This window comes from Micromonospora sp. SL4-19 (genome assembly GCF_047921475.1).
Lineage (GTDB): Bacteria > Actinomycetota > Actinomycetes > Mycobacteriales > Micromonosporaceae > Micromonospora.
In genome coordinates this window covers 415,883-441,256 of the sequence record NZ_JBLROB010000002.1, presented here as the reverse complement: position 1 = coordinate 441,256, position 25,374 = coordinate 415,883, and the positions used below count along the sequence as shown (strand labels likewise).

Annotated in this window: 20 protein-coding genes; 11 read left to right on the top strand and 9 right to left on the bottom strand. The window is 74.4% G+C overall.

Annotated features, from left to right (window positions below; translation table 11 throughout):
* The 3 genes from ACNAVT_RS05840 to ACNAVT_RS05830 form a co-directional block, all read right to left on the bottom strand.
* Nucleotides 1-981 carry a carbohydrate ABC transporter permease gene (locus ACNAVT_RS05840; protein WP_416293533.1) on the bottom strand — a complete coding sequence of 327 codons (981 nt, stop codon included), beginning with the start codon at nt 979-981 and terminating at the stop codon, nt 1-3.
* Between the two features lie 121 nt (nt 982-1,102).
* Nucleotides 1,103-2,413: an ABC transporter substrate-binding protein gene (locus ACNAVT_RS05835; RefSeq protein WP_416293531.1), complete on the bottom strand. Its 1,311-nt coding sequence runs from the start codon at nt 2,411-2,413 to the stop codon at nt 1,103-1,105.
* Between the two features lie 238 nt (nt 2,414-2,651).
* Entirely contained in the window at nt 2,652-3,197 is a 546-nt protein-coding gene (locus tag ACNAVT_RS05830; RefSeq protein ID WP_416293529.1) for a plasmid pRiA4b ORF-3 family protein, read from the bottom strand.
* 150 nt (nt 3,198-3,347) lie between these two features.
* On the opposite strand from ACNAVT_RS05830, the gene ACNAVT_RS05825 reads away from it, so the two are divergent.
* The 7 genes from ACNAVT_RS05825 to ACNAVT_RS05795 all read left to right on the top strand — a co-directional run bounded on the left by ACNAVT_RS05825 (nt 3,348) and on the right by ACNAVT_RS05795 (nt 12,711).
* Complete coding sequence (locus tag ACNAVT_RS05825) at nt 3,348-4,133, top strand: pyrimidine reductase family protein (protein WP_416293527.1); 786 nt, start codon at nt 3,348-3,350, stop codon at nt 4,131-4,133.
* 212 nt (nt 4,134-4,345) lie between these two features.
* Nucleotides 4,346-6,094 (top strand): ATP-binding protein, encoded by a 1,749-nt coding sequence (locus tag ACNAVT_RS05820; RefSeq protein ID WP_416293525.1) that lies wholly within the window; start codon nt 4,346-4,348, stop codon nt 6,092-6,094.
* A gap of 14 nt (nt 6,095-6,108) precedes the next feature.
* Nucleotides 6,109-7,257 (top strand): exonuclease SbcCD subunit D, encoded by a 1,149-nt coding sequence (locus ACNAVT_RS05815; RefSeq protein ID WP_416293524.1) that lies wholly within the window; start codon nt 6,109-6,111, stop codon nt 7,255-7,257.
* Entirely contained in the window at nt 7,257-9,731 is a 2,475-nt protein-coding gene (locus tag ACNAVT_RS05810; protein ID WP_416293522.1) for an AAA family ATPase, read from the top strand. The genes ACNAVT_RS05815 and ACNAVT_RS05810 overlap by 1 nt, the downstream gene beginning before the upstream one ends.
* Before the next feature lie 114 nt (nt 9,732-9,845).
* Nucleotides 9,846-10,811 (top strand): hypothetical protein, encoded by a 966-nt coding sequence (locus tag ACNAVT_RS05805; RefSeq protein WP_416293520.1) that lies wholly within the window; start codon nt 9,846-9,848, stop codon nt 10,809-10,811.
* On the top strand, nt 10,811-11,668 hold the full coding sequence (locus ACNAVT_RS05800) for a spermidine synthase (protein WP_416293518.1): 858 nt from the start codon (nt 10,811-10,813) through the stop codon (nt 11,666-11,668). The genes ACNAVT_RS05805 and ACNAVT_RS05800 overlap by 1 nt, the downstream gene beginning before the upstream one ends.
* A gap of 128 nt (nt 11,669-11,796) precedes the next feature.
* Entirely contained in the window at nt 11,797-12,711 is a 915-nt protein-coding gene (locus ACNAVT_RS05795; RefSeq protein ID WP_416293516.1) for a DNA-3-methyladenine glycosylase family protein, read from the top strand.
* A gap of 4 nt (nt 12,712-12,715) precedes the next feature.
* Here the strand turns inward: ACNAVT_RS05795 and ACNAVT_RS05790 are convergent, their stop codons facing one another.
* Nucleotides 12,716-13,216 (bottom strand): DUF1990 family protein, encoded by a 501-nt coding sequence (locus ACNAVT_RS05790; protein ID WP_416293514.1) that lies wholly within the window; start codon nt 13,214-13,216, stop codon nt 12,716-12,718.
* Between the two features lie 75 nt (nt 13,217-13,291).
* A complete protein-coding gene (locus ACNAVT_RS05785; RefSeq protein ID WP_416293512.1) occupies nt 13,292-13,504 on the bottom strand; it encodes a hypothetical protein in 213 nt (70 codons plus the stop codon).
* A 136-nt stretch (nt 13,505-13,640) separates the two neighbouring features.
* Between ACNAVT_RS05785 and ACNAVT_RS05780 the strand changes: the two genes are divergently transcribed.
* The 4 genes from ACNAVT_RS05780 to ACNAVT_RS05765 all read left to right on the top strand — a co-directional run bounded on the left by ACNAVT_RS05780 (nt 13,641) and on the right by ACNAVT_RS05765 (nt 17,538).
* A complete protein-coding gene (locus ACNAVT_RS05780; RefSeq protein WP_416293510.1) occupies nt 13,641-14,753 on the top strand; it encodes an ATP-dependent DNA ligase in 1,113 nt (370 codons plus the stop codon).
* Nucleotides 14,754-14,788: 35 nt separating this feature from the next.
* On the top strand, nt 14,789-16,378 hold the full coding sequence (locus tag ACNAVT_RS05775) for an alpha/beta hydrolase (protein WP_416293508.1): 1,590 nt from the start codon (nt 14,789-14,791) through the stop codon (nt 16,376-16,378).
* A 69-nt stretch (nt 16,379-16,447) separates the two neighbouring features.
* On the top strand, nt 16,448-16,900 hold the full coding sequence (locus ACNAVT_RS05770; protein WP_416293506.1) for a GNAT family N-acetyltransferase: 453 nt from the start codon (nt 16,448-16,450) through the stop codon (nt 16,898-16,900).
* A gap of 104 nt (nt 16,901-17,004) precedes the next feature.
* Entirely contained in the window at nt 17,005-17,538 is a 534-nt protein-coding gene (locus tag ACNAVT_RS05765) for a hypothetical protein (RefSeq protein ID WP_416293504.1), read from the top strand.
* Between the two features lie 105 nt (nt 17,539-17,643).
* On the opposite strand, the gene ACNAVT_RS05760 is transcribed toward ACNAVT_RS05765, so the two are convergent.
* The 4 genes from ACNAVT_RS05760 to ACNAVT_RS05745 are packed head-to-tail and all read right to left on the bottom strand — an operon-like array spanning nt 17,644 to nt 25,305.
* Nucleotides 17,644-18,363 (bottom strand): ABC transporter ATP-binding protein, encoded by a 720-nt coding sequence (locus tag ACNAVT_RS05760; RefSeq protein ID WP_416293502.1) that lies wholly within the window; start codon nt 18,361-18,363, stop codon nt 17,644-17,646.
* 3 nt (nt 18,364-18,366) lie between these two features.
* The gene (locus ACNAVT_RS05755) at nt 18,367-19,356 is read right to left on the bottom strand and encodes an ABC transporter ATP-binding protein (RefSeq protein ID WP_416293500.1); all 990 of its coding nucleotides are present in this window, start codon (nt 19,354-19,356) and stop codon (nt 18,367-18,369) included.
* A complete protein-coding gene (locus ACNAVT_RS05750; protein ID WP_416293498.1) occupies nt 19,356-22,073 on the bottom strand; it encodes a hypothetical protein in 2,718 nt (905 codons plus the stop codon). Before ACNAVT_RS05750 ends, ACNAVT_RS05755 begins: the two co-directional genes overlap by 1 nt.
* A 43-nt stretch (nt 22,074-22,116) precedes the next feature.
* Nucleotides 22,117-25,305 carry an FtsX-like permease family protein gene (locus ACNAVT_RS05745; RefSeq protein WP_416293496.1) on the bottom strand — a complete coding sequence of 1,063 codons (3,189 nt, stop codon included), beginning with the start codon at nt 25,303-25,305 and terminating at the stop codon, nt 22,117-22,119.
* Nucleotides 25,306-25,374 lie beyond the last annotated feature (69 nt).

Genomic DNA, 25,374 nt, shown 5'->3' with positions numbered 1-25,374 from the left:
TCACTTGTCGGAGCCGATGCGGCGGGCCAGCAGGTAGTTCACCGTCGACATCAGCGCGATGAGCACGAAGAGCACGAGCGCGACCGCGCCGGCGTACCCCCACCGGAAGCGCTGGTTCATCACGTCGAGCAGGTACATGGTGATGGTCTGGAACTGCCCCTGCGAGCCGCCGGAGATGCCGCCGGCGCCGCTGGTGAACAGCAGCGGCTCGGTGAAGAGCTGCAACCCGCCGATGGTCGAGATGATCAACGTGAAGATGATCGTCGGGCGGAGCTGCGGGATGGTGATCGACCAGAACTGACGGCGGCGGGAGGCGCCGTCCAGCGCCGCCGCCTCGTACATGTCCCTGTTGATGGACTGCATGGCGGCCAGGTAGATCAGGGCGTTGTAGCCGACCCACCGCCAGTCGACCATGGTCGAGATGGCGAACCAGGAGGCGAATCGGTTGGCCCGCCAGTCGATCTTGTCCAGACCGACGGCGTCGAGCAGCCAGTTGATCAGGCCGAATTCCTTCGCGTAGATCATGGAGAAGATCAGCGCGACCACCGCGGTCGAGGTGATGACCGGCATCGCGATGGCCATCCGGAATAAGGTCTGCCCGCGCAGCTTCCGGTTCAACGCGTTGGCCAGCACCAGGGCCAGCAGTAGCTGCGGCACGGTGGAGAGCACGAACATGCCGAAGGTGTTGACCACCGCGTTCCAGAACTTCGGGTCGTCGGTGAGCAGCTCGACGAAGTTGTCCAGGCCGACGAAGGAGATCGTCGGGTTCAGCGGCGACCGGTCGGTCAGCGCGATCCAGACCGTGTACACGATCGGGTACAGGCTGAACACCGCGAAGATCACGAAGAACGGCAGGACGTAGAGGTAGGGCGAGTACTTCAGGTCCAGCCGGTTGAACGAGGCGGGGCGGCGGTACGCGGGGCGGGCGGGTCGGGTGGGGCCGCGGTCAAGGGGTGCCGCGGCGTGCAGGTCGAGGCTCATCGACGGTCCTTATCCTCGGCCGGCGTCACCCACCCACACGGGCGACGCCGGGGCTCTCCGGGCACCGCGGGTGGCGCCGACAGCCGTACTGTCGGCGCCACCCGCGGTCGGTCCGGCCGGGTCACTTACCGGCGGCCTCGCCGTTCTTCAGCGCCGCCTGCCACTGCTCGTCCGCGGACTTGCCCTGCTCGACGGCGCGCAGGGTGTTCTCCACCTCGGTGCGCACCGCGTTGTTCTTCGGGCCGAGGTAGACCGGCTTCAGCTCGCTGGCGCCGGCCGCGAAGATCTTGCCGGTCGGGGCGTCGCTGAAGTAGTCGTTGGTCGAGTCGGCGACGGCCGGATCGGCCAGCGCCTGCGGCGAGGACGGCAGGTTGCCGACCTTCTTGAACGCCTCGATCTGGCCCTTGGCGCTGGTCAGGAACTTGGCCAGCTCGGCGGCCTCCTTGGGGTGCTTGCTCGACTTCGGCACGGCCAGGAAGGAGCCGCCCCAGTTGCCGCCGCTGCCGGGGGCCTTGGCCACGTCCCACTTGCCGGCCGCCGCGTCACCGGCCTGACCCTTGATCACACCGGTCATCCAGGCCGGGCAGGCGATGGTGGCGAAGGTGCCGTTCTTGAAGCCGGCGTTCCACTCGTTGGAGAACGACTGGAGGTTGTTCGACAGGCCCGCGGCGATCATCTTGGTGGTGAGGTCGTACGCCGCCTTGATGTCCGGGTTCTCGCCGATGACCAGCTTGCTGCTCTTGTCGTAGTAGGTGTAGCCGGTGCCGGCGCCCGCCTTCTGCATCAGCACCACGTTGTAGAAGTTGGTCGCCGAGTCGACGAACTTGTGCTTCTTGTCGACGGTGGCGAACTTCTGGCCCGCGGCGATGAACTCGTCCCAGGTGGGCCAGAGGGCGCCGACCTGCTCCCGGTCGGTGGGCAGGCCGGCGGCCTTGAACAGGTCGCTGCGGTAGCAGAGCGCCATCGAGCCGACGTCGGTGCCGAGGCCGAGCACCTTGCCGTCGGGGGTGGTGCCCTGCTCCCACTTCCACGGCAGGAAGTTGCCCTTGAGGTCGTTCGCGCCGTGGTCGGCCAGGTTCACGAACTTGTCGGTCTGCGCGTAGTACTGCACGATGGTGCCCTCTTCCAGGGCCACCACGTCGCCGGCACCGGATCCGGCGGTGATCTGCTGGGTCAGCCGGGTGTTGTAGTCCCCGAGGCCGAGGCCCTTGCCCCGCTCCTGGATCTTGATGTTCGAGTGCTCCGCTTCGTACTGCTTGTAGAGCTCTTCGTAGCCGAAGCCCTGGTCGCCGAAGACGTCGACGACCAGGGTGATCGGGCCGTCACTGCTGCTGCCCGACTTGTCGTCGCCGCACGCGGTGGCGGTGAGAAGCACCGCCACGGACGCGACTGCGATGGCCGCGAGCCGACGGCGGCGGAATGGGACGCTCATCCGAGACCCCTCTTTCGGTGGTGAGGCTGTGTCGTGTGGTGGGGGGTGCTTGCCGCGCCGCTCGCCACCACCGACCGAGGGGCCGCGGGCGGCGACCCGAGAGCGGGCAGGAAGGAGATCTACACCACTCACGGGAGCGCTCCCATGAGATTGCCGGCAGGTGTCGGGGGTGTCAATAGACCTATGGGAGCGTTCCCAGATCGTTACCGCCCCGCTCTCGGAGCGCCCCCGGACGCGGTCAGCAGAAGCGGCGCAGCAGGGTGGTGGCGCGGGCGGCGTCGAAGGCACCCGGGTCGAAGCCGGCGCCGGCCCAGTCCCGCATCACCCGGCGCTCCGGGTGATGCGGATCGGCGAGCGCGGCGAGCAGGACCGCGTATCCGGCCGGGCCGCCGACGGCCTCCGGCGGGCAGGCCCGCTCCCCCTGCAGGCAGGACGGGTAGCGCTCGTCCGGGTCGGCGGTGCAGACGTCCTCCACCAGCACGTCGTGCTCCCACCAGTCTCCGAAGTCGTAGGTGTAGCGGAACCGACTGCCCTTGCCCACCACCGCGTCCAGCCGGACGTCCAGCTCGTCGCGGAGGGCCAGCTCACCGTCCGGGTCGGGCTCGCCGTACTGGAGGCCGTCGATCTCGAACGAGTGCAGGTGGCAGTCCCGCCAACCCATCGCGTGCTGCGTCACCCGGTGCAGCCGGTCCAGGGTGTAGCCGCCGGGAACCAGCACCCGCCGCCACACCGGCGGCCGGACCCCGGCCAGCGACACCGTGAGCTGGAAGATCTGACGCGGCATGGCTGTCCCATCCCCCTCGGCATAGGCTGCCAGCATGATCTGCCGAGCGTGCCGGGAACGACGGCACGACGACTGTCCGGGCCGGAAGTGGTGCGACTGCCAGCACCGTACCCCCGAACCGACCCCTCCGGTCACCGGTCCGGCCGGCGAATGACCGCCGGTACCCCGATCGCGCGGGTCTGGCCGACGCCCGCGACCGGTCCACTGACCGACCCCGAACTGGCCGCGCTCTACGGTCGCCCCGGCCGGCCCCACCTACGGGTGAACTTCGTGGCCAGCGCCGACGGCGCGGTCGCCCTGGACGGCTACTCCGCCGGGCTCTCCGGCGCGCCGGACAAGCGCGTCTTCGGCCTGCTCCGGATGCTCTGCGACGGCCTGGTGGTGGCCGCCGGCACCCTGCGTCACGAGGGCTACCGCGCGGTCCGGCTGAGCGAGGACCGCCGTGCCTGGCGGCGCGAGCACGGCCTGACCGAATACCCGACCCTGGTGGTCGTCTCCGGCTCGCTGGACCTGGATCCGGCCCAGGCGTGCTTCGCCGACGCGCCGGTCCGGCCGCTGGTGCTCACCCGCGCCGGGGTCGAGCCGCCGCCCGGGCTGACCACGGTGGCCGACCTCGTCCGCTGCGGCGCCGAGCGGGTCGACCTCGCCGCCGGCCTCGCCGAACTGCGCCGCCGCGGGCTGGACCAGTTGCTCTGCGAGGGCGGCCCGTACCTCTTCGGTGCGCTGACCGCCGCCGACCTGGTGGACGAGCTCTGCCTGACCGTGGCGCCGTTGCTCGCCGGCGCCGGCCCGGGCCGGATCACCGCCGGCGACGCCAGCCCGCCGCGCCGGCTGCCGCTGCGCCACGTGCTGGCCGCCGAGGACGGGGTGCTGATGCTGCGCTACGCACGCGACCCGGGGGATGTCCCACCCGCCGGTTCCGCGCCCGCCGCCTGACCGCCCGCGCCACCGCCGGCGGCCGCCGTCGGGTCGGCTTCCCCGGCGGCGGCCGAATTCGATGACGCCAGGTGACGACACGAGCCCGTACCGTCAGCATCGACACGGCGCCGCGTGGCATCCGCCGCGTCGCGTGGCAACCTGTCGCATCCCTCGGGCAGGATGCACCTCGTGCGCCGCGACCGAGACGACCTGCCTTCCGGAGACCGCCCATGACCGACGACCTGCTCGACGGCCCGGGCGACGGGGTCGGCCGGGTGCTCGGCACCGCCGACGCCACCCCGCTCACCTTCTGGACCGCCGTCTCCCCCGGCAGCTACCTCCAGCTCGACGACGTGGTGGTCACCCGTCGCGAGCTGCCCGACCGGGAGCCGGTGACGATCGCCGGCGTGGTCACCCAGGTGCGGGCCCGGCACGAGGGTGCGCAGTTCGACTCCGACGTGTTCGCCATCGCCGACGGCACGCTGCCGGCCCAGGTGCAGGAGGCTGCCGAGGTCACCACCACCCGGGTGGACCCGGAGTTCTACGTGCCGCCCACCCCGGGCGCGGTGGTGCACCGGGCCGAGGGCGACGCCCGGGCCCGGGCGCTGCACTTCGACCGGATGGAGCGGCGCATCCCGATGGGCATGGGCCGCGACGGCGTCCCGGTCTACCTCAACGCCGACTTCCTCGACGGCACCCGGGGCGCCCACGTCTCCATCTCCGGCATCTCCGGCGTGGCCACCAAGACCAGCTTCGCCACCTTTTTGCTCTACTCGGTCTTCCGCTCCGGCGTGCTCGGCGGCGACGCGGTCAACGCCAAGGCGCTGATCTTCAACGTCAAGGGCGAGGACCTGCTCTTCCTCGACCACCCCAACGCCCGGCTCGACGACGACACCCGGGCCGGCTACGCGAAGCTCGGGCTGGCCGCCGGTGCCTTCCCCGACGTGCGGGTCTACGCGCCGCCCCGGGTCGGCGACTCCTCCGGCACGCCGGACGTGAGCAGCCGGCTCACCGGCGTGGACAGCTTCTACTGGACGTTGAGCGAGTTCTGCGCGGACCGGCTGCTGCCGTACGTCTTCGCCGACGCCGACGACGAGCGGCAGCAGTACACGATGGTGGTCCACTCGGTCGCCGCCCACCTGGCCCGGTACGCCCAGCCGGCCGACGGCGGGGTGAGCATCGACGGCGTCCGGCTCGGCTCGTACGCCGACCTGGTCGACCACATCGTCGAGCAGCTCAACGACGACGAGACCCGGGGCGACTGGGCGGGCAGCGCGGTCGGCCTGGGCACGGTGAACGCGTTCGCCCGCCGGCTGATCGGCAGCAAGAAGGACCTGGGCCGGTTGATCCGGGGCGACCTGGCCACCCGCCGCCCGCACTCGATCAACACCGCGGAGAGCGCCCAGGTCACCGTGGTCGACCTGCACAACCTGCCGGACCGGGCGCAGCGCTTCGTGGTCGGCGTGACGCTGAAGAGCGAGTTCGAACGCAAGGAGAAGGCCGGCACGGCCAAGCCGCTGCTCTTCGTCGTCCTCGACGAGCTCAACAAGTACGCCCCGCGCGAGGGCTCCTCCCCGATCAAGGAGGTGCTGCTCGACATCGCCGAGCGGGGCCGCTCGCTCGGGGTGATCCTGGTCGGCGCACAGCAGACCGCCAGCGAGGTGGAGCGGCGGATCGTCACCAACTCGGCGATCCGGGTGGTCGGCCGGCTCGACCCGGCCGAGGCGTCCCGCCCGGAATACGGTTTCCTCCCGCCCGCGCAGCGGCAACGGGCGCTGCTGGCCAAGCCGGGCACCATGTTCGTCAACCAGCCGGACATCCCGGTGCCACTCTGCCTGGAGTTCCCGTTCCCGGCCTGGGCGACCCGGGTCTCCGAGGCCGGCCGGGCGCCGTCGGAGACGCTGCGTTCGATCACCCAGGCGGCCGACCCGTTCGCGGTGATCGGCTCGGGCGGCACCGACGACGACATCCCGTTCTAGGGAGACGGTGACCCATGAAGATCCTGCACACCTCCGACTGGCACGTCGGCAAGGTCCTCAAGGGGCAGTCACGCGCCGACGAGCACAAGCAGGTGCTCGCCGAGGTGATCGAGATCGCCCGGGCCGAGCGGCCCGACCTGGTCATCGTGGCCGGCGACCTGTACGACACCGCGGCGCCCACCCCGGAGGCGACCCGGGTGGTGACCCGCGCGCTGACCGCTCTGCGGCGCACCGGGGCGGACGTGGTGGCGATCGGCGGCAACCATGACAACGGCGCGGCCCTCGACGCGCTGCGCCCGTGGGCCGAGGCCGCCGGCATCACGCTGCGCGGCAGCGTCCGCGACAACCCGGCCGAGCACGTCATCGACGGGGTCACCGCCGGCGGCGAGCGCTGGCAACTCGCCGCGTTGCCCTTCCTCTCCCAGCGGTACGCCGTCCGCGCCGTGGAGATGTACGAGCTGACCGCCGCCGAGGCCAACCAGACGTACGCCGACCATCTCGGGCGGGTCCTCGCCCGGCTGGCCGAGGGCTTCACCGAGCCGGACCGGGTGCACCTGGTCACCGCCCACCTGACCGTGGTCGGGGCGAGCACCGGCGGCGGTGAGCGGGACGCCCACACCGTCCTCGGATACGCGGTCCCGGCCACCGTCTTCCCCGGCAACGCGCACTACGTGGCGCTGGGCCACCTGCACCGCTCCCAGCGGGTCATCGGCCCCTGCCCGATCCGCTACAGCGGCAGCCCCCTCGCCGTCGACTTCGGCGAGCAGGAGAACGTCGGCTCGGTGACCCTGGTCGAGGTGACCGCGACGACCGCCGCCCAGATCCGGGAGGTGCCGGTGCCCGGGGCCACCCCGCTGCGGACGGTCCGCGGCACCCTGGCCCAGCTCGCCGAGCTCGACGTGCCCGACGGCTGGCTGCGGGTCTACGTCCGCGAGCAGCCCCGCGCCGGGCTGCGCGAGGAGGTGCAGGAGCTGCTGCCCCGGGCGCTGGAGATCCGGATCGACCCGGAGCTGGTGCCGGCCCCCGGCAGCGCCACCCGCACCGCGCAGCGGGCCGGCCGCTCACCGCGGGAGCTCTTCGCCGACTACCTGAACAGCCGGGGCCACGCCGACGAGGGCGTCCAGGAACTCTTCGACGAGCTGCTCGAGGAGGTCGAACGCTGATGCGACCGATGCGACTGGACCTGGCCGGGTTCACCGTGTTCCGCGAGGAGACCACCGTCGACTTCACCGACGCGGACTTCTTCGCGCTGGTCGGGCCGACCGGCTCCGGCAAGTCGACGGTGCTGGACGCGATCTGCTTCGCCCTCTACGGCACCGTGCCCCGCTGGGGCGGCACCCGGGGCCTCGCGAACGCCCTCGCGCCGTCGGCGAACGAGGCCCGGGTCCGGCTGGTCTTCGAGTCCGCCGGGGACCGGTACGTGGCGACCCGGGTGGTCCGCCGGGACGGCCGCGGCACGGTGAAGACCGCCAACGCCGGGCTCCAGCTCATGCCACCCGGGTTCGACGTCACCAAGCTCGACACCGGGCTCAGCCCGGAGGACCTCGGCGAGGTGGTCGCCGGCACGCCCGCCGAGATGGAACAGGCGGTGCTGGCGGCGGTCGGGCTGCCCTACGAGCAGTTCACCAGCTGCGTGGTGCTGCCGCAGGGGCAGTTCGCCGACTTCCTGCACGCCAAGCCGGCCACCCGGCAGCAGATCCTGGTCAACCTGCTCGGCCTCGGCATCTACGAGGACGTGCAGAAGAAGGCCACCGAGCGCGCCGGCCAGGCCGAGGCGAAGCTGGAGACGGTCGACAAGATGCTCGGCGGTCTCGCCGACGTCGACGACGAGACCCTGGCCGGGGCGCGGCAGCGGGTGGACCGGATGCGCGAGCTGGCCGAGGCGGTCGCGGTGGCCGTACCGGAGCTGGACCGGGCCCGGGCGACGGCGCGGGAGGTGGCGGCGACGCTGGCCGCGCTCGACGCGGAGCTGGCGGTGCTGGCCGGGGTACGGCCACCGGACGGGATCGCCGAGCTGGCCCGGGCGGTGACCGCGGCGCGGGTCGCGGCCGACGAGGCCGCCACGGCCGTCGGGCTGGCCGAGGAGCGGGAGGAGAAGCTGCGCGGCGAGCTGGCCGCGGCCGGCGACGAGAGCGCGCTGCGGCTGCTGCTCAAGGCGCACGCCGACCGGGAGCAGCTGACCAGCCAGGCGGCGGCGGTCCACGCGGCGGTGACCGCGGCGCACACCGAGCACGACGCGGCGACCGGGGCCCTGGCGGAGGCCCGGGCCGCCGCGGAGCGGGCCGAGGCGGACCTGGAGGCGGCGTTCCGGGCGCACGAGGAGGCGAAGGCCACCGACCAGGCCGTGGCGCTGCGGGCGCACCTGGTCGAGGGCGGCCCGTGCCCGGTCTGCGAGCAGGTGGTGCCCCGGGTGCCGGGGGTGCCGGCCGGGTCGGCGGTGGCCCGGGCGATCGCGGCCGGCAAGGCGGCCCGGACGGCCAGCGAGGCGGCCAAGCGGCTGGTGCAGGAGCGCGACGCCGCCGCGCGGGAGCTGGACCGGGTGCTGCTGCGCGCCCGCGCCGAGCACGACCAGCTGCGGGCCCGGCTGACCGAGCTGGACGACCAGCTCGCCGAGGCCGCCACGCCGGAGACGCTGCGGGAGGCCCTGGCCGAGCACGCCCGGCTGCGCCGCGCGTTGGAGGAGGCGGGGGGCGCGGTGCGCGCCGGCCGGGACGGCGCCCGCCGGGCCCGGGGCGCGCTCGACGGCGCGGAGGAACGGCTGCGCCGCGCCTGGCGCGACTTCGACGCCACCCGGGACGGGCTGGCCCGGTTCGGCCCGCCGGTCGCCGACCGGGCCGACGTGGCCGCCGCCTGGGCGGTCCTGGCGGGCTGGGCCGGCGAGCAGGCCGACCGGCGGCGCGCCGACCGGGGCGGGCTGGCCGAGTCGGTCGGCGTGGCCGAGGCCACCGCCGGCGAGGTCGGGGCGCGGATCGCCGCGGTCTTCACCGCCGCCGGGCTGAACGCGCCCGACGACCCGCTGCGGCACGCCGCGGTGGCGGTCGAGCGCGCCGAGGCGGAGCTGCGCCGGCTGGCGGAGCGCCGGGAGCAGGCCGCCGAGCTGCGCGAGCAACGGGCCGGCCACGAGCGGGAGTCCCGGGTGGCCCGGGCCCTCGCCGGGCACCTGCGGGCCAACAACTTCGAACGCTGGCTGCTGGCCGAGGCGCTGGACCTGCTGGTCGACGGCGCGTCGCAGATCCTGCGGGAACTCTCGGGCGGCCAGTACGACCTGGTGCACGACAAGGGCGAGTTCTTCGTGGTCGACCACCACGACGCCGGGCTGCGCCGCGCGGTGCGCACCCTCTCCGGCGGAGAGACCTTCCAGGCGTCGCTGGCGCTGGCCCTGGCGCTGTCGCAGCAGCTGGCAGGCATGTCGACCACCGCGGCGAGCCTGGAGTCGATCGTCCTCGACGAGGGCTTCGGCACGCTGGACGCGGCCACCCTGGACACCGTCGCGGCCACCCTGGAGAACCTGGCCGCCCGTGGCGACCGGATGGTCGGCGTGGTCACCCACGTGCCGGCCCTGGCCGAGCGGATCCCGGTCCGATTCGAGGTCCGCAAGGACGCCCGCACCGCCCGAGTGGAACGGACCGGCCTGTGAGCGCGAGGAGTGCAGCGCAGCGGAGCCCCGCAGTCGCGAACGAAAAGGCGGCCCTGTGAGCGCGAGGAGTGCAGCGCAGCGGAGCCCCGCAGTCGCGAACGAAAGGCGTGCCCGGTGAGTCGGCCCCGGCTCTTCGTCGACGCGTGGGATCCGGCGTACGGGGCGTCGTTCGAGGCGGCCGGCGGGGGCGGACCGGCCGCGCCGAGCAGCGCCCAGGTCGACGCCGACGTCGAACTGCCGGCGGCGGACTGGCGGGCGATCGGCGTCCGGCGGGACGTGGTCGCCCCGGACGTGGTGCTCCTGGTGGACGGGGTACGCCGGATCGACGCCAGCGTCTGGACGGCCGAGGACGACGGCGGCTCGTTCCCCGGCATCGCCGCCTCGTACGCCGCCGGGGTGGTCCGCTGCGACCTGGAGCGCGGCGCGGCGGAGTTGGCCGGCGCACAGGTGGGCCGGGGGCTGTTCACGGCCAGCCCGTCGGCCCAGGACGTGGTGGCCGGTCAGATCCGCTACCCCGTGCACCGGGTGGGCGGCACCGGTGAGCTGAGCAAGCTGCCGGCCGCGGTGCAGGCGCCGCTGACCGCGCTGGAAGTGGCGGTCTCCGATGCCGCGCGCACCGATGGCGACCTGCTCGTGGTCGACGGCCCGCTGCGCAGCCGCCGGCAGCTGCCGCGCACCCTCGGCTACATCAAGACCCAGCACAGCCAGTATCTCGACGCCCGGCTGACCGCGGTGGTCACCGGGCTGGCCCCGGGCCAGCGCTGCCCGGTGTTCCGGCTGGGCACCGCATGGGGCGGCTACTCGTGGTATCTGCGCCTGCCCGTGGCCGGGGGCGCGCCCTGGGCGGGCATCGTCCGGATGGAGTGTTCGGCCGAGCTGACCGAGGCCGAGGCGATCGAGCTGGCCGACCTCTCCCTGGTGACCCTGCCCCGATTCGCCTCCTCCCCGTACAAGGATCCGCGGGCCCCGCAGAACCTCATCCCGATCGCCGGCCTGGAGCGCCGGCTGCGCGGGCTGCTCGGCGACGCCCGCCTGCTGCACCGGGTGCTGACCGCGGCGGCCCGGGGGATCACGCGCTGATGGGCCGCCGACGCGGCGCGGACCGGGTGGTCGAGCAGGTCGACACCGGGCAGGCCGAGCTGGTGCCGGACCCGGACCGGCCAGGGTCGTGGACGCTGCTGCTGGACGGCGCGCCGCAGTCCCACGTCGACCTGGCAGACCCCACCCACCTGGAGTTCGAGTACGTCCGGCGGCTGGCCGCCGCGATCGACCTGGTCGCCCCGGCCGGCGCACCGCTGCGGGTGCTGCACCTGGGCGGCGGCGCGCTGACCCTGCCCCGGTACGTCTCGGCCACCCGCCCCGGGTCGACCCAGCGGGTGTCCGAGGTGGACGGCGCCCTGGTGGAGCTGGTCCGGCGGGCGCTGCCCTGGCCCGCCGACCCCCGGCTGCGGGTGCGGGTGGCCGACGCCCGGGCCACCCTGACGTCGAGCCGGGACGCCGGCTACGACCTGGTGGTGGCGGACGTCTTCGCCGGCGCCCGCACCCCGGCCCACCTGACCTCGGCGGAGTACGCCGCCGAGGTGGCCCGGGTGCTCCGCCCGGGCGGGACCTACCTGGCGAACATCGCCGACGGGCCGCCGCTGCGGCACGCCCGCGCGCAGGTCGCCACGGTCCGTACCGTGCTGCCCCGAGCCTGCCTGGTCGGGGACGCGGCGGTGCTGCGCGGGCGGCGCTACGGCAACCTCGTGCTCGTCGCGTCCCGGGTCGAGCCGCCGGTGCCGGAGCTGACCCGGCGGGCCGCCGGCGACTGGTTCCCGGGCCGGGTGCTGGCCGGCGACGACCTGGACCGGTTCGCCGGAGGTGCCCCGGTGGTGCACGACGCCGACGCCACGGACTCCACCCCGCCACCGCCCGGAATTTTCTCCGTGCCCCGTTGATCCGCTCGGCGGGTCGTTCCGTCTCACCGGCGGCCCGGGTGGGTGGCCGAGGTCACGGGGACTCCCGGAGGCCTGCAGGCGCACGGTGTGTCGCCCGTCACGCGGCGCTCCCGTGGCAGAGTGGCGGGGTGAGCACCCCCGCCGCCGCCCGGACGCTGCGCCCCCCGGCCGGCTACCGGCTGGCCGCCTCGGTCCGGGCCCTCACCTTCAGCTCGTACGACCCGTGCGCCCGAATCGCCGCCGGCACCTTCTGGTGGGCCACCCGCACTCCGGCCGGGCCGGCCACCCTCGCATTGCGCCCCGCCGCCGGTGAACTGGTCGCCGAGGGATACGGGCCCGGCGCCGACTGGGTGGTCGAGCGGGCCGACGCGGTGGCCGGGCTCCACGACGACCTGGCCGGCTTCGCCGACCTCGCCGCCGCTCACCCGTTGGTGGCCCGGTTGGCCCGGGAGCACCACGGGCTGCGGATGCCGGCCACCGGCCAGGTCTTCCCCCGGCTGCTGCGGGCCGTGCTGGAGCAGAAGGTCACCGGCAAGGAGGCCTACCGGGCGTACGCGGCGACGGTCCGGCACTTCCGCGAGCCGGCGCCCGGGCCGGTGCCGTCGCTGCTGCTGCCGCCCGAGCCCGCGGCGGTGGCGGCCACCCCGTACTGGGTCTTCCATCCGTTCGGGGTGGAGCAGCGGCGGGCCGACACGCTGCGCCGCGCGGCCGCCGCCGCGTCGCGGCTGGAGCGCTGCGCCGACGCCGCCGAGGCCACCCGCCGGCTCACCGCGATCCCCGGCATCGGCCCGTGGACCGCCGCCGAGGTGGTGCGGATCGCGTACGGCGACCCGGACGCGGTCAGCGTCGGCGACTACCACATCCCCAACACGGTGGCCTGGGCGCTCGCCGGGGAGCCGCGCGGGGACGATGCCCGGATGCTGACGCTGCTGGAGCCGTTCCGGGGCCACCGGGGGCGGGTCTGCCTGCTGCTGGAGGCGGCCGGCATCCAGGCGCCGAGGTACGGCCCCCGCGCCACGATCCGGTCCTTCGCCGCGTACTGAACGGTCAGCTCTGCGCGCAGAGCCGGCGCAGGGTCCGCCCCAACCGCCAGGCGTACGCGTGCTGCACGGCCCGGGCGACGGGCCCGGCGGCGCGCACGTACCAGCTGGCCGGGCGGCTGAACGCGGACACCTCGAACCAGACCCCGCCGGTCTCCCGGCGCACCAGGAACGCCTCCTCGCCGACCTCGGGGTGCCCGGGCAGGGTGCCGTAGCCGAACCCGGCCCGGTCCGACTCGTCCACCGCCCAGACCACCTCGGTCGGGCCCCAGATCCGCAGCGGGCCGACGCCCAGGCCGGGGGTTACCCGCACCCCCGCGTCGGCGCGGGGCGCGTCGGTGCGCATCGCCACCCCCGCCGCCCGGTGCAGCCGCCAGTCGAGCACCGCGTCCGCCGCGCTCTCGAAGCACCCGTCCGGCAGCCGGACCCGGTGGCGCAGGTGGTGGTAACCGGCCGGCAGCCGCCCGTCGCGGGTCGCCCCCACCTCGGGGTACGTCAGCTCCGGCACAGTGGGCACCTCCTCGCACGGGGACAGCGCCAGCGTACGGGCGCCGGCGGCCCGCCCACCGCGGGACGGCCGCGGCTACGCGGCCTCGCGGAGGTCGGCCAGGCCGACCGGGGCGTACCGGCGGAGCAGCTCCGCCAGGTCGGCCACCGAGGCGACCTCGCCGATGACGTTGGCGCCGCCGCCGTGTTCCGGGCGGTAGCGGTGCACCAGCCGGTACCGGTACCGCCCGCGGATCAACTCCACGCTGACCCGCCAGCGCCCGCAGCACCCGCAGCTCCACTCCGACACGCGGCGAACGGTAGCGCTGACCTGGGGTTTCGCCATCCGGTCCCGGGGTGACGAACGGGCCGGACCGGGACGCGCCACCCGGCACCGCCGGTGATCTGCCTCACCACTGTCGGTGGCGTCTGATTGACTGGTCGCCGTGGACCTGCCGATCAATCCGCCGGTCGAGCCGATGCTGGCCAAGAGCGTGCCCCAACTCCCCACCGCCCCCGGCCTGACGTACGAGCCGAAGTGGGACGGCTTCCGCTGCATCATCTTCCGCGACGGCGACGAGGTCGAGCTGGCCAGCCGGGGCGGCAAGACGATGACCCGCTACTTCCCGGAGGTGGTCGAGCAGGCGCGGCGCCAGCTTCCGCCCCGGTGCGCCGTCGACGGCGAGCTGATCGTGATCCGCCGCGACGGCCCGGGGGGCCAGCCCCGGCTCGACTTCGAGCTGCTCGCCCAGCGGATCCACCCGGCCGCCTCCCGGGTGAGGCTGCTCGCCGAGACGACCCCGGCCGACTTCGTCGCCTTCGACCTGCTCGCCCTCGACGATGAGCTGCTGACCGACCAGCCCTACCCGCAGCGCCGGGCCCGGCTGGAGCAGGCGCTGGCAAAGGTCCGCCCCCCGGTGCACGTCACCCAGGTGACCACCGACCCGGAGACGGCCCGGCGCTGGTTCGACGTGTTCGAGGGGGCCGGGCTGGACGGCCTGATCGTCAAGCCGGCCGACCTGCCGTACGAGCCGGGCAAGCGGCTGATGTTCAAGGTCAAGCACGCCCGCACCGCCGACGTGGTGGTGGCCGGCTTCCGCTGGCACAAGTCCGGCCCGGTGGTCGGCTCGCTGCTGCTCGGCCTCTACGACGACGCCGGCGTGCTGCACCACATCGGGGTCAGCTCGTCGTTCACCGCAGCCCGGCGCAAGGAGCTGCTGACGGAGCTGGAGCCGTACCGCGAGGTCGGCGGCGACCACCCGTGGGTGCACGGCGACCACGAGCGGGGCCAGCGCATCCCCGGCGGGGTGAGCCGGTGGACCGGCACCAAGAACCTGGAGTGGGAGCCGCTGCGCCCCGAGCTGGTGGTCGAGGTCGGGTACGACGCGATGGAAGGCGACCGGCTGCGGCACACCGCCCAGTTCGTCCGCTGGCGCCCCGACCGCGATCCCCGCTCCTGCCGTTACGACCAGCTGGAGCGCCCGATCCGCTACGACGTGGACCAGGTGCTGCGCGGGGATCCGGCGGCGATCGTGGGCGGCGCGCCCGGTCAGGCGTAGCCTGGCCGTCGGACACGATCATGGAAGGCAGCCACGTGACCCGCTTCTCCGACCGGATCCGTCGGGTCCGGCCCGCCCTGGCCGGGTTCGCCGCCGCGCTGGTGCTCACCGCCGGCTGTACGCTGCCGGCGTTCGCCCCGCGCGCCGAGAGCCAGGGCAAGGCCGCGCCCCCGGGCACCGCCCCGACCTGGCGTGCCTGCCCCGAGGTCCCCGACGAGCTGGTCGGCCGGGGTGCGGCGGGCATGCGCTACGAGTGCGCCCGCATCCTCGTACCCCGAAACTGGGGCAACGGCGCGGCGACCGGCGCGACCGCGGGGCCGGGCACCGGGGAGACCTTCGAGATCTCGCTGATCCGGATCCGCTCGCAGAAGCAGCGCGACCGGATCGGGTCGTTGGTGGTCAACCCGGGTGGGCCCGGGGCTTCCGGGGTGGACACTGCCGTCTACCTTTCCTTCGGCTCGGCGTTCGGCGGGCTGCCGGCCGAGGTGACCGACCGCTTCGACATCGTCGGTTTCGATCCGCGCGGAGTGTCCCGGTCCAGCCCGGTCAAGTGCATCTCCGACGCCAACCTGGACGCCAGCTTCGGCTACGACCCGGATCCGCGGAACCAGCCGTCCTTCGACGGGCTGGTCGCGCTCAACCGGCGGATCGGCGCCGGCTGCGGCGACAAGTACGGCGACCAGCTCCCGCTCTACGGCACCGAGCAGGCGGCCCGGGACATGGACGCGGTGCGCGCGGCGGTCGGCGACGACAAGCTGACCTACCTCGGCTACTCGTACGGCACCCTGCTCGGCGCGGTGTACGCCCAGCTCCACCCGCAGCGGGTACGGGCGCTGGTGCTCGACGGCGCGGTCGACCCGCAGCAGAAGCTGATCGCCGGCTCGGAGAGCCAGGCGAAGGGCTTCGAGCGGGCCTTCGACAACTTCGCCGGCTGGTGCGCGGCCGAAGCCGGCCGCTGCCCGATCGCGCCGGACGCCCGAGCGGCGGTCACCACCGCCATCGACAAGGCCAGGGTTTCCCCGGTCCGCGGCCGGGACGGCCGGGAGGCCACCGCCGGCTGGGTGTTCTACGCGGTCATCTCCTCCCTTTACACGGAGGCCGGCTGGCAGGAGCTGGCCCGGGCGATCGACTCGTTGCAGGGCGGCGACCCGACCGGGGTGTTCAAGCTCGCCGACGCCTACGCGGGCCGCGGCGACGACGGGCACTACTCGAACCTGTTCGACGCCAACCTGGCGGTGAACTGCGCGGACGAGACCGAGAAGCCGAGCCTGCAGCAGATCCGGCAGCTCCAGTCGCAGTGGCGGCAGAAGTACCCGCTCTTCGGTCCGGCGCTGGCCGTGGGCATGCTCGGCTGTGTGGAATGGCCCGGCGGGCGGGATCCGTACCCGACCGGGAAGGCGGTCGGTGCGCCGCCGATCGTGGTGGTCGGCACCACCGGCGACCCGGCCACACCCTACGAGCAGACCGGCGCGCTCGCCTCGATGCTGGGCGTCGGGCAGGTGCTCACCTGGGAGGGCGAGGGACACACCGCCTACCCGCAGACCGCCTGCGTCACCACCGCCGTCGATGCCTACCTGATCTCGCTGACCGTCCCCCGAGCGGGGCTGCGCTGTCCGGCCCGGTGACCGGCCCGGGCCGGCGCCCGCCGCCCGCCGCCCGCAGATCGTCGGATGCCACTGTGGCACGCTGCCGGGATGACCGACGTGATCTTCCGGGAGGCGCGCCGCGCCGACCTGCCCGCCGTCATCGCCCTCCTCGCCGACGACGAGCTCGGCAAGGCCCGCGACTTCACCGAGGTGGACGACGCGTACGAGAAGGCGTTCGCCGACATCGAGGCTGACCCGCGTAACCATCTGGTCGTCGCGGAGGCCGGCGGTGAGCTGGTGGGCTGCCTGCAGATCACGTACATCCCGGGGCTGGGCCGGCACGGCGCCGAACGGTCGCTGATCGAGTCGGTGCGGGTCCGCTCCGATCTGCGCGGCCGGGGGCTGGGCCGGGAGATGATGGTCTGGGTCATCGACCGGGCCCGGGAGCGGGGGTGCGCGCTGGTGCAGCTCACCACCGACAAGTCCCGCGCCGACGCGCACCGCTTCTACCGCAACCTCGGCTTCGTGGCCAGCCACGAGGGGATGAAGCTGGCGCTCTGACACCGCTCTCCCCCACACCGGGGAGCTGACTCCCCGCCGGGCGGGAGGGCCGCCGGCGGCGGCGCGGCCAGGCTGGGCAGGCAGTCCGACGAACGGGGAGTCACGTGTCCACCGCCACCGCACCAGCCGCCCTCCACCCGCGCGACGGCCGTCCCGCCCCCGCCTGGGCGATCCGCGCCGCCCACCTCATCCCGCTGATCACCCTCCCGTCCGGCCTGTGGCGGATCGCCCTGGTCACCGGAGTGCCGCTCGGCATGTCGGAGCAGGGTGGACCGGTCCGCCTCGGGCTCGGCGAGAGCGTCTACATCGTGTCGCTGAGCGTGGTGTCGGAGGCACTGGCGCTGCTATCGCTCGGCCTGGTCCGTCCGTGGGGTGAGGTGTTCCCCCGCCGCCTGCCGCTGCTGGGCGGGCGACGGGTGCCGCCGTCGTTCGCGATCACCGTCGCCACCGCCGGCGCCATCGCGGTCACCCTGATCTGGGGGTACGCCGCCTGGGGCCTCCTCGTGGCGGGCAACGACCTGGGTGGCACGACGGCCGGCTTCGCGTTGCTGCTGGCCTGCTACCTGCCGCTGCTGCTCTGGGGCCCGCTGCTGCTCACGGTCGCCTACGCCTACCACCGCCGCCGCTGCCGGGACTGACCGCACCGGGACCGACGGCCGGTCGTGAGCGGAAGGACACACCCGAGGGCAGCCCTTGCCAGGCTCGCACCGGCCGCGCTGCCAGCTGCGGCAGGTCAGGCCCGGTCAGTCGTCGACCAGCCGGCCGTCCCGCAGCGTGAGGGTGCGGTCGGCCATCTCGATCAGTGCCGGGTCGTGGGTGGCGACCAGGGCGGTCATGCCCCGGGCGTGCACCACGGCCCGGATCAGATCCATGATCGACCGTCCGGTCTCCGAGTCGAGCTGGCCGGTCGGCTCGTCGGCGATGAGCAGGTCCGGCTCGTTCGCCAGGGCCCGGGCCACCGCCACCCGCTGCTGCTGCCCGCCGGACAGCTCGTACGGGCGCTGCGCGGCGTGCCCGCCCAGCCCGACCAGCTCCAGCAGCACGGCCACCCGCTGCTCCCGCTCCGCGGCCGGCACCTTGGCCAGCCGCAGCGGCACCCCGACGTTCTCGGCCGCCGACAGGATCGGCACCAGGCCGAAGGTCTGGAAGACGAAGCCGATCGTGCCCCGGCGCAGCGCGAGCAGCTCCCGCTCGCTCGCGGCGGTCACGTCGTGCCCGGCCACCCGCACCCGGCCGGCGTCCGGCCGGTCCAGGCCACCGACGAGGTTGAGCAGGGTGGTCTTGCCGGCGCCGGAGCGACCCCGGACCGCGACCAGCTCACCGCGGCGGGCGGAGAAGGAGACGTCCCGCACGGCGTGCACCGCGTGCTCACCCCGCCCGAAGGTGCGGCTCACCGCCTCGACGCGGACCACGTCGTCGATGGTGGCGACGCGGGCGGGCGCCACGGACAGCTGCTCGGTCATGCCTTACTCCTTCTCGGTGTGCGCCCGGTCGCCGGGCCGCACCTCGACGTGGTCGGGTTCCAGGTTGAGCCGGACCCGGTCGCGCAGGGTCAGCGCGTCCACGAAGGACGCCGGGAGCTGCATGCGGCCGGTCCGGTCGAGCACCGCGTACTCCTCGCTGACCAGCTCGGTGCTGCCGTCGGCGGCGACGCGCGCGGTGCGGCGTACCTCGGAGGCGGTGCGGCCGTCGCGGATCGCGATGGTCCGCCGGACCTGGCTGGCCACGGCGTGGTCGTGGGTGACCACCACGATGGTGACACCCAGCTCGGCGTTGATGGTCCGCAGCGCGCCGAAGACCTCGGCCCCGGTCGCCTCGTCCAGCTCACCGGTCGGCTCGTCGGCGAAGAGCACCTCCGGGTCGTTGGCCACGGCCACGGCGACCGCACAGCGCTGCTGCTCGCCACCGCTCATCTGGCCGGGCCGCCGGTCCGCGCAGTAGCCCACCCCGACCAGGTCGAGCAGTTCCTTGGCCCGTTGGCGGCGGTTCCGGCGACCGCCGCCGCGGCCCGCCAGGTGCATCGGCAGCTCGACGTTCTCCAACGCGGTCAGGTACGGCAGCAGGTTGCGGCCGGTCTGCTGCCAGACGAAGCCGACCATCTCCCGTCGGTAGCTCAGCCGCCGCCGGGCGGAGAGCTTGAGCAGGTCGTAGTCCGCCACCCGGGCGATGCCCGCGGTCGGGGTGTCGAGCCCGGAGAGGATGTTCAGCAGGGTGGACTTGCCGGACCCCGAGGCGCCGACGATCGCCACCAGCTCACCCCGGTCGATGACCAGGTCGAGCCCCTGCAGGGCGAACACCTCCACCCCCTCGGTCTTGAAGATGCGGACCAGGCCGTCACAGACGATGTGCCCGCGCAACCGGTCCTGGCCACCGGCCCGATCGGCGGCGCGCTGGGCGGCCTGACGCTGCATCGCGGCCAGGTCCGGCACGACGGGGTTCTGTGCGGTAGCGGTCATCAGCTCTCCTCTCCGAGCCGGAGCACCTCGCCGAGGCGCAGCCGGCGGTTGTTCAGGGCCTCGACGGCCACCGCAATGCCGAGGGCGACCGCCCCGAGCACGGCGACCCCGGCGACCAGGCGGGGCTCGAACGCCACCCGGACGGGGGCGCCGCTGGTGAAGGCCGACAGGCCGAGCACCGGGGTGAGCAGCAGCGGCAGCAGCGCTCCGACCAGCGCGCCGGTGAGCACCGACGCGCCGACCAACGGGCTCAGCTCCACCAGCAGCAGTCCCCGCCACTGCCGACGGGACAGGCCGAGGGTGCGCAGCCGGGACAGCACCTGACCGCGGGCCCGGGCGCCGGCCAGCACCACGAAGGCGATCGCGAGCAGACCCAGCGCCGTTCCGGTGGCGGCGCCGGCGACGAAGCCGAAGACCAGCACGCCGTTCGCGCTCCCCTCGCCCACGCGCTGGCGGGTCTCCGCCCACGTGACCACCTCCACCTCGCGCGGCGGCTCCCGCCCGGCGACCGCCCCGTCCTGCTGGAAGCGGGACTGGCCAGCGTTACCCACCGCGCGCAGCTTCTCGACGTCGAGGTCATCGCCGGCGACCAGGAAACCGGTCGGCACGGCGGCATAGTCACGCCGGGGCAGGGCCTGCCAGGGCAGGATGACGAACCGGCTGCTGTCCGCCCGGAGCATCGGGAAGCTGTCCGCCCGCTCGGCCACCCGGAACTCGTACCGCTGGCCCTGCACGGGGATGAAGGCGGAGCGGTCCAGTCCGGCGGCGGCCAGCTCGGCGGCCACGGCCGGGGAGACCACCGCGGGCAGCGGGCCGGGCTGCGCGCCGGGGGCGAGCAGCGCCGCGGGCACGGTCACGTCGACGCCGGACTCTCGGACCACCCTGGCCATCGCCGGCCCGTCGACCAGCACCACGGTGACCTCGCCGAGTCGGGCGTCCCAGCCGGCCTTGTCCCTTGCGAGGCGCAGGCCCGCCTCCTGCAGCACCGGAGCAGCCGCCCGCACCCCGGGCTGCCGTTCCAGTTCGGCGCCGGTCTCCGGCGCGATCCGCTCTCCCCGGATCAACGCGTCGGCAGGCACCTGCCGGCTGGCCGCCCCGTCCCGGCTCGTCTCGATGCCGGCGGCGACGACCGCGCAGAACGCCGCGGTCGCGATCGCCAGCACCACGACCACCAGCGGGGTGGTGAAAACGGCGCGGCCGGCGCGGGCGGTGCCCAGAAAGGCGATACTGCCCCGGGTCCGGGCGGCGAGCCGGCTGAGCAGCCGCAGCGGCCACGGGTAGAGCCGTACGGCCAGCACCGCCGCGCCGACGGCGAGCAGCACCGGGACCGAGACCAGCAGCGGATCGATCTCTCCGAGGACGAGACCGCGGCGGCGCAGCAGCACGACCGCGACCACGGCGAGCAGCAACAGGCTCGCCTCCACGGTGATCCGACGCGCGGACGGACGCAGCTTGATCAGGTCGCGCCGCCCCCCGACACCGGTCGGCGCGGCGAGCGTCGCCACCGGCAGCACCAGCGTGACCAGGATCGCCGCGACCACGGCGACCGCCGTGGTGTCGCCGGGCGCCCCGGGCGCCAGGTTTCCGAGCAGCCAACCGAACGCGGCGGCAGGCAGGATCACCAGCAGCGACTCGGCAAGGCTACGGCGGGCTCCGGCGGTCGCCGCACCGCCCCGGGCTCGCAGCAGGGTGAACTCGGCCCGGCGCCGGCGGACGGTCAGGCCGGCGGCCAGCACGACCAGCCCGGCCAGGGTCGCCAGCACGCCGGCCGCGATCACCGCGAGGACCGTACGGGCGGCGGCCACCGCGGCCATGAACTCCCGCAGCGGAATGTCGAAGCCCTGAACGAAGGCGAAGCCCTGCGCCTCCCGGCTCATCCGCTGAAGACTGTCGATGAGCCCGGGCACCGCGCGAGCATCGATGCCGTCGCCGACCAACCGGTAGCGCCAGGTGAACCGCAAGCCCCGGCCATCGACGGACAGCCGGTCCAAGGCGGCGCCGTCGACGACCCCGAGCGCGATGAACGGCTGGGCGTCCCCCTCCGGCTCGACCACCCGCAGGATCGAGGGCAGGCCCTGCCAGATGCCGTCCGCGCGGTCGCCCGGCTCGAAGACGCCCACCACGGAGATCCGGACGGGGCTGGGGGCGCCCTCCGGGGTCGACGACTCGACGCCGGCGAGCGTCAGCCGGCTGCCGACCCGCAGGTTCAGCTTGCGGGCCACCTCGGCGGCCAGCGCCACCTGCACCGGCTGACCGGCCCGCGCCCCCTTGTCCGGCCAGCGGCCGTCGGTCAGCCTGCCGGCCTCCGCGATCCCTGCCATGCTCCGCAGACCGAGGTGGACCAGGAGGTTCTTCGCCGCCAGGTCCGGGCCCGTGAGCAGGCTCGGGTCGGTCTCCGCGGTGAACCACCGCTGGCCGACCAGCCTTCGCACGTCCGGCGGCATCTCGGCCTGCTTCCGCGGCAGGTCGGCCTCGAACGCGGTCATCAACGACGTGTCGTTTCCGGCGTTGAACAGCGGCATCGGCGTCGTGTACGTCACGTCCCGCAGCTCGGCCGGTTGGCTGTCCAGCATCGTCCGCAGGCCCTGATCGGTGCGCCAGTTCACCACCCGCGGCACTGCGCTGATCAACAGCATGACGACCATCGTCAGCGCCCCGAGCAGCAGGAACTGCCCACCGTACGCCCGGATCCGGCGGGCGACCGCGCTGATGCTCATTTCGCCGCCACCCCGCTCGTGGTCGTCGCTCCGCTCCACCCGGTCACTGGTCTCCCCCGATCCGCAGCTGCGCCGCCGCCACCCGCTGCCGGATGCCGAGGGCGATGAACGCGCTGATGGCCAGCGCCGCCAGCAACAGGCCGACCGCGGTCAGCCCGACCGGCGTCCAGGGCAGCACAAAGGCCGCCTCGGGCACCGGTCTGCTTGCCGACGGGGTGAGGATGACCAGCGGGGCCATCGTCACGCCCACCACCGCGCCCAGCAGCACCCCGACCCCGACCCCGATCCCGGCCAAAAAGGTCTGCTCGGCCAGCAGGGCCCGGGCCAGCAGCCGGGGGGTGGCGCCGAGCGTGTGCAGCACGGCGAACTCGCCCAACCGGTGCCGGGCCGTCGCCCAGACGTCAACGATCAACCCGACGAGGGCCAGCAGCACCGCACCGAGCGCGGCGGCGAGCAGGCCGGTGCGGGCGCCCCGCCAGTACGGGTCCGACGCGGCGCGTTCGGCCACCTCCCGCCGGTCCAGCACGGTGACGCCGTTCAGTTCCGCCGCCGCCCGGGCAGCCGCGGTGTGTCCACCCTCGTCGGTGGCCAGCCACCACTGCTGCACCGGCCGGACCGTGCCCCGGTCCCGGATCAGCCAGTCCGTCGCCGTGGGCAGGTCCAGCAGCACGCCCTCTCCGGTGGTCGACGGCACCGCGGCCACCTCGCCGACCAGGGTGACCGGCAGCGACACGCCGGACAGCGAGAGGGTGACGGTGTCTCCGGTGCGCAGGCTCAGCGCCTCGCGTACCCGGGGGGTCATCAGCGCCGGCACCGGCGCGCTGTCGCCGGTCGGCACCACGACGAAGCGAGAGGGGTCCTGGTGCGCGAACCGGCCGCCCGGCTGGAAGACGACCTGGTTCTCGGCCGACAAGCCGGTGGCTGTGGTCGAGATGGACAACTTGCCATTCGGATCACCATTGGTCGCCACCCACCCGTCGCCGAGCTGCGCCGGGCTGGTCGCCCCGTCGGCGCCGACCAGTCGCAGCTCGGTCACCTCCATCCGGTACGCCCGGCCGGCCACGTCACCGCCGTCGACCTCGAATCCCACCAGCCGCAGGCTCCCGGCGTCGGGCAGCGCCACGGTGAACGGCGCCGAACGACCGTCGCTGCCCGTGCTTCCCATCGGCAGCCGGAAGGCCAGCCCGTCCGCTCGGGCCAGCAGCATCGACACGGCGACCTTGTGCGGGAACACGGCACCACGCACCGGGGTGCGGACGGTGCCGGTGACCGACCGGGTGCCGGCGGGCAACTCGACCCCGGCCGGCTCGCCCCGCGCCCGGACCAGTCGGTCGAACAGCGCCTGCACCGGCTCATGAGTCAGCCGCGGGTCGAGCCGTACCACCTGCGTGGCGCTCGCCGCGTCGAGGCTCACCACGGTGGCGGGCAGGTCGGCGCGGCCGACCCTGATCTCGTCCCGCCAGGCCGGCAACGCCCGGTCCACGCCGGCCAGCGCCCCCAGCTCCCCGGCCCGGCCGATCGGGGCGACTCCGTCGCGCTCGACGAGCCGCAGGTCGGCGCCGACGGCATGGTCGGCCTGGTCGACCTGGGACCGCTCGCCGGTGGCGACCAGCGACCAGGCCAGGGTGCTACCGCCGACGGCGAGGGCGAGCAGCAGCACCGGCCCGGCGTGTGGGCGGCGGCCCGCCTGCCACATGCCGAGAATGGTCGCCGTCCACAGCTTCCGGACCACAAAGCGTTCGGCGAACCGGGTTGCGGGTGGGAGCAGCCGGAGCGCCACCACCGCGCCGGCGAGGACGCCGAGCGTCGGCGCGGCGACCAGCAGCGGGTCCACCCCGAGCCGCCCGGCGGCGCCGGTCACCGGCGAGGAGTACTGCCGCAGCTGCGTCCAGGCCAGCACCCCGAACCCGACCAGGACCAGGTCGAGGCTGGCCCGCTGGACGGAGCCGGACCGGTCAGGCCGGGACCGGGCTGCCATGTCGGCGACGTACGTTCCGGCCCCCCGCAACGTCGGGGCCACCATCGCGACCAGGCAGCCGGCAGCGGTGATCCACGCCGCCGCCCAGAGCAGCATGGGGCTGCCGGCGGTGAGTGCGGGGGCCGGACCGTCGCCCAGGTGCCGCAGTGCCTCGCCGGCGAGCAGCGGCCCGAGCACGGCGGCCGGCAGGACGACGAGGGTCGCCTCCCGGGCGGCGAGGCCGGCCAACTGCCGCTTCGCGGCGCCCCGGGCCCGTAGCAGGGCGGTCTGGTTCCGCCGGTCCTCGTGCAGCAGCGCCGCGACCAGCACCAGCGCGTACCCGCCGAGGACCACGATCAGCAGCACCGGGGTGGCCAACGAGGACCGCCCGACCAGGTCGGCCCGGGCGATCCGGTTGAGCAGCCGGTCCATCGCCGTGACGACCTGCGCGGAGGAGCCGAGCCCGGCCGCCTCGGGCACCTCGGTGACGGCGTCGGGGAGCGCCTGGCGGACGTCGAGCAGCCGGCCGTTCCGGGCCGCCGCCGCGAGGTCCGGCTCGACCACCCACCACGCGGTGACCGACTTCGGGAAGGTGGCGGCGAAGTCCGCCGGGTCCAGCGCGAACGGCCCGTACGAGGTGTCCGACAGCACCGCGCTGTCCGCCCCGACCCCGGGCGCCAACCGCCAGTAGGGCTCGGCCGGGTCACGCGGGCGCCACGTCCCGACGAGCACCACCTCGCCCGCCCGCTCGGTGCTGCGGTCCAGCAGCGGCACCCGGTCGCCGACAGTCATCCCCAGCGCGCCGGCGACCTTCTCCGGCAACGTCACCTCAAGCGGGCTCGCCCCGGCTGAGGGCCACGCGCCGCCGGCCAGTTCGGCGTGCGCGGGCAGGTCGTCCAGGGTCGCGAGGTTGGCGAAGACGGGGTCGTCGTCGGTCCGGACCCGCGGGCCGAGGTCACCGGTCAGTTCCCGGCCACCGCCGTACCGGGCACCCGTCACCGCGACCGGTGCACCGCCGAGCCCGTGCGCGAATCCGTCGCGGACCGCTCGGTCCCGGGTGGCCAACTCGGCGGCGTCCCGGCCGCCGGAGCCGCTCAGCAGCAGGCTGCGCTCCTCCAACGGGGCTCCGGCGAGCAGCGACCGCTGGCCGGCCTCCACCGCCCGGCGGTTGTAGTCGGTGAGCCCGGTGACCAAAGCGACCGCGACCAGCGCCGCAGCCACCGCGGCCAGCAGCAGCCCCCGCGCCGCGTTGGCCCGCCTAAAAACCAGTCTCATCCGGCCCTCCCCTGGCCCCGGTCGGGCCGACGAACAGGAAGACCGGTCAGGGGGCGGGAAAGGTTCGCG

Coding starts and splice junctions, on each gene's coding strand:
- ACNAVT_RS05815 (WP_416293524.1), top strand. CDS start 6,109: ATGAAGATCCTGCACACCTCCGACTGGCACGTCGGCAAGGTCCTCAAG.
- ACNAVT_RS05840 (WP_416293533.1), bottom strand. CDS start 981: ATGAGCCTCGACCTGCACGCCGCGGCACCCCTTGACCGCGGCCCCACC.
- ACNAVT_RS05770 (WP_416293506.1), top strand. CDS start 16,448: ATGACCGACGTGATCTTCCGGGAGGCGCGCCGCGCCGACCTGCCCGCC.
- ACNAVT_RS05800 (WP_416293518.1), top strand. CDS start 10,811: ATGGGCCGCCGACGCGGCGCGGACCGGGTGGTCGAGCAGGTCGACACC.
- ACNAVT_RS05755 (WP_416293500.1), bottom strand. CDS start 19,356: ATGACCGCTACCGCACAGAACCCCGTCGTGCCGGACCTGGCCGCGATG.
- ACNAVT_RS05835 (WP_416293531.1), bottom strand. CDS start 2,413: ATGAGCGTCCCATTCCGCCGCCGTCGGCTCGCGGCCATCGCAGTCGCG.
- ACNAVT_RS05810 (WP_416293522.1), top strand. CDS start 7,257: ATGCGACCGATGCGACTGGACCTGGCCGGGTTCACCGTGTTCCGCGAG.
- ACNAVT_RS05820 (WP_416293525.1), top strand. CDS start 4,346: ATGACCGACGACCTGCTCGACGGCCCGGGCGACGGGGTCGGCCGGGTG.
- ACNAVT_RS05830 (WP_416293529.1), bottom strand. CDS start 3,197: ATGCCGCGTCAGATCTTCCAGCTCACGGTGTCGCTGGCCGGGGTCCGG.
- ACNAVT_RS05750 (WP_416293498.1), bottom strand. CDS start 22,073: ATGAGCATCAGCGCGGTCGCCCGCCGGATCCGGGCGTACGGTGGGCAG.
- ACNAVT_RS05760 (WP_416293502.1), bottom strand. CDS start 18,363: ATGACCGAGCAGCTGTCCGTGGCGCCCGCCCGCGTCGCCACCATCGAC.
- ACNAVT_RS05745 (WP_416293496.1), bottom strand. CDS start 25,305: ATGAGACTGGTTTTTAGGCGGGCCAACGCGGCGCGGGGGCTGCTGCTG.
- ACNAVT_RS05825 (WP_416293527.1), top strand. CDS start 3,348: ATGACCGCCGGTACCCCGATCGCGCGGGTCTGGCCGACGCCCGCGACC.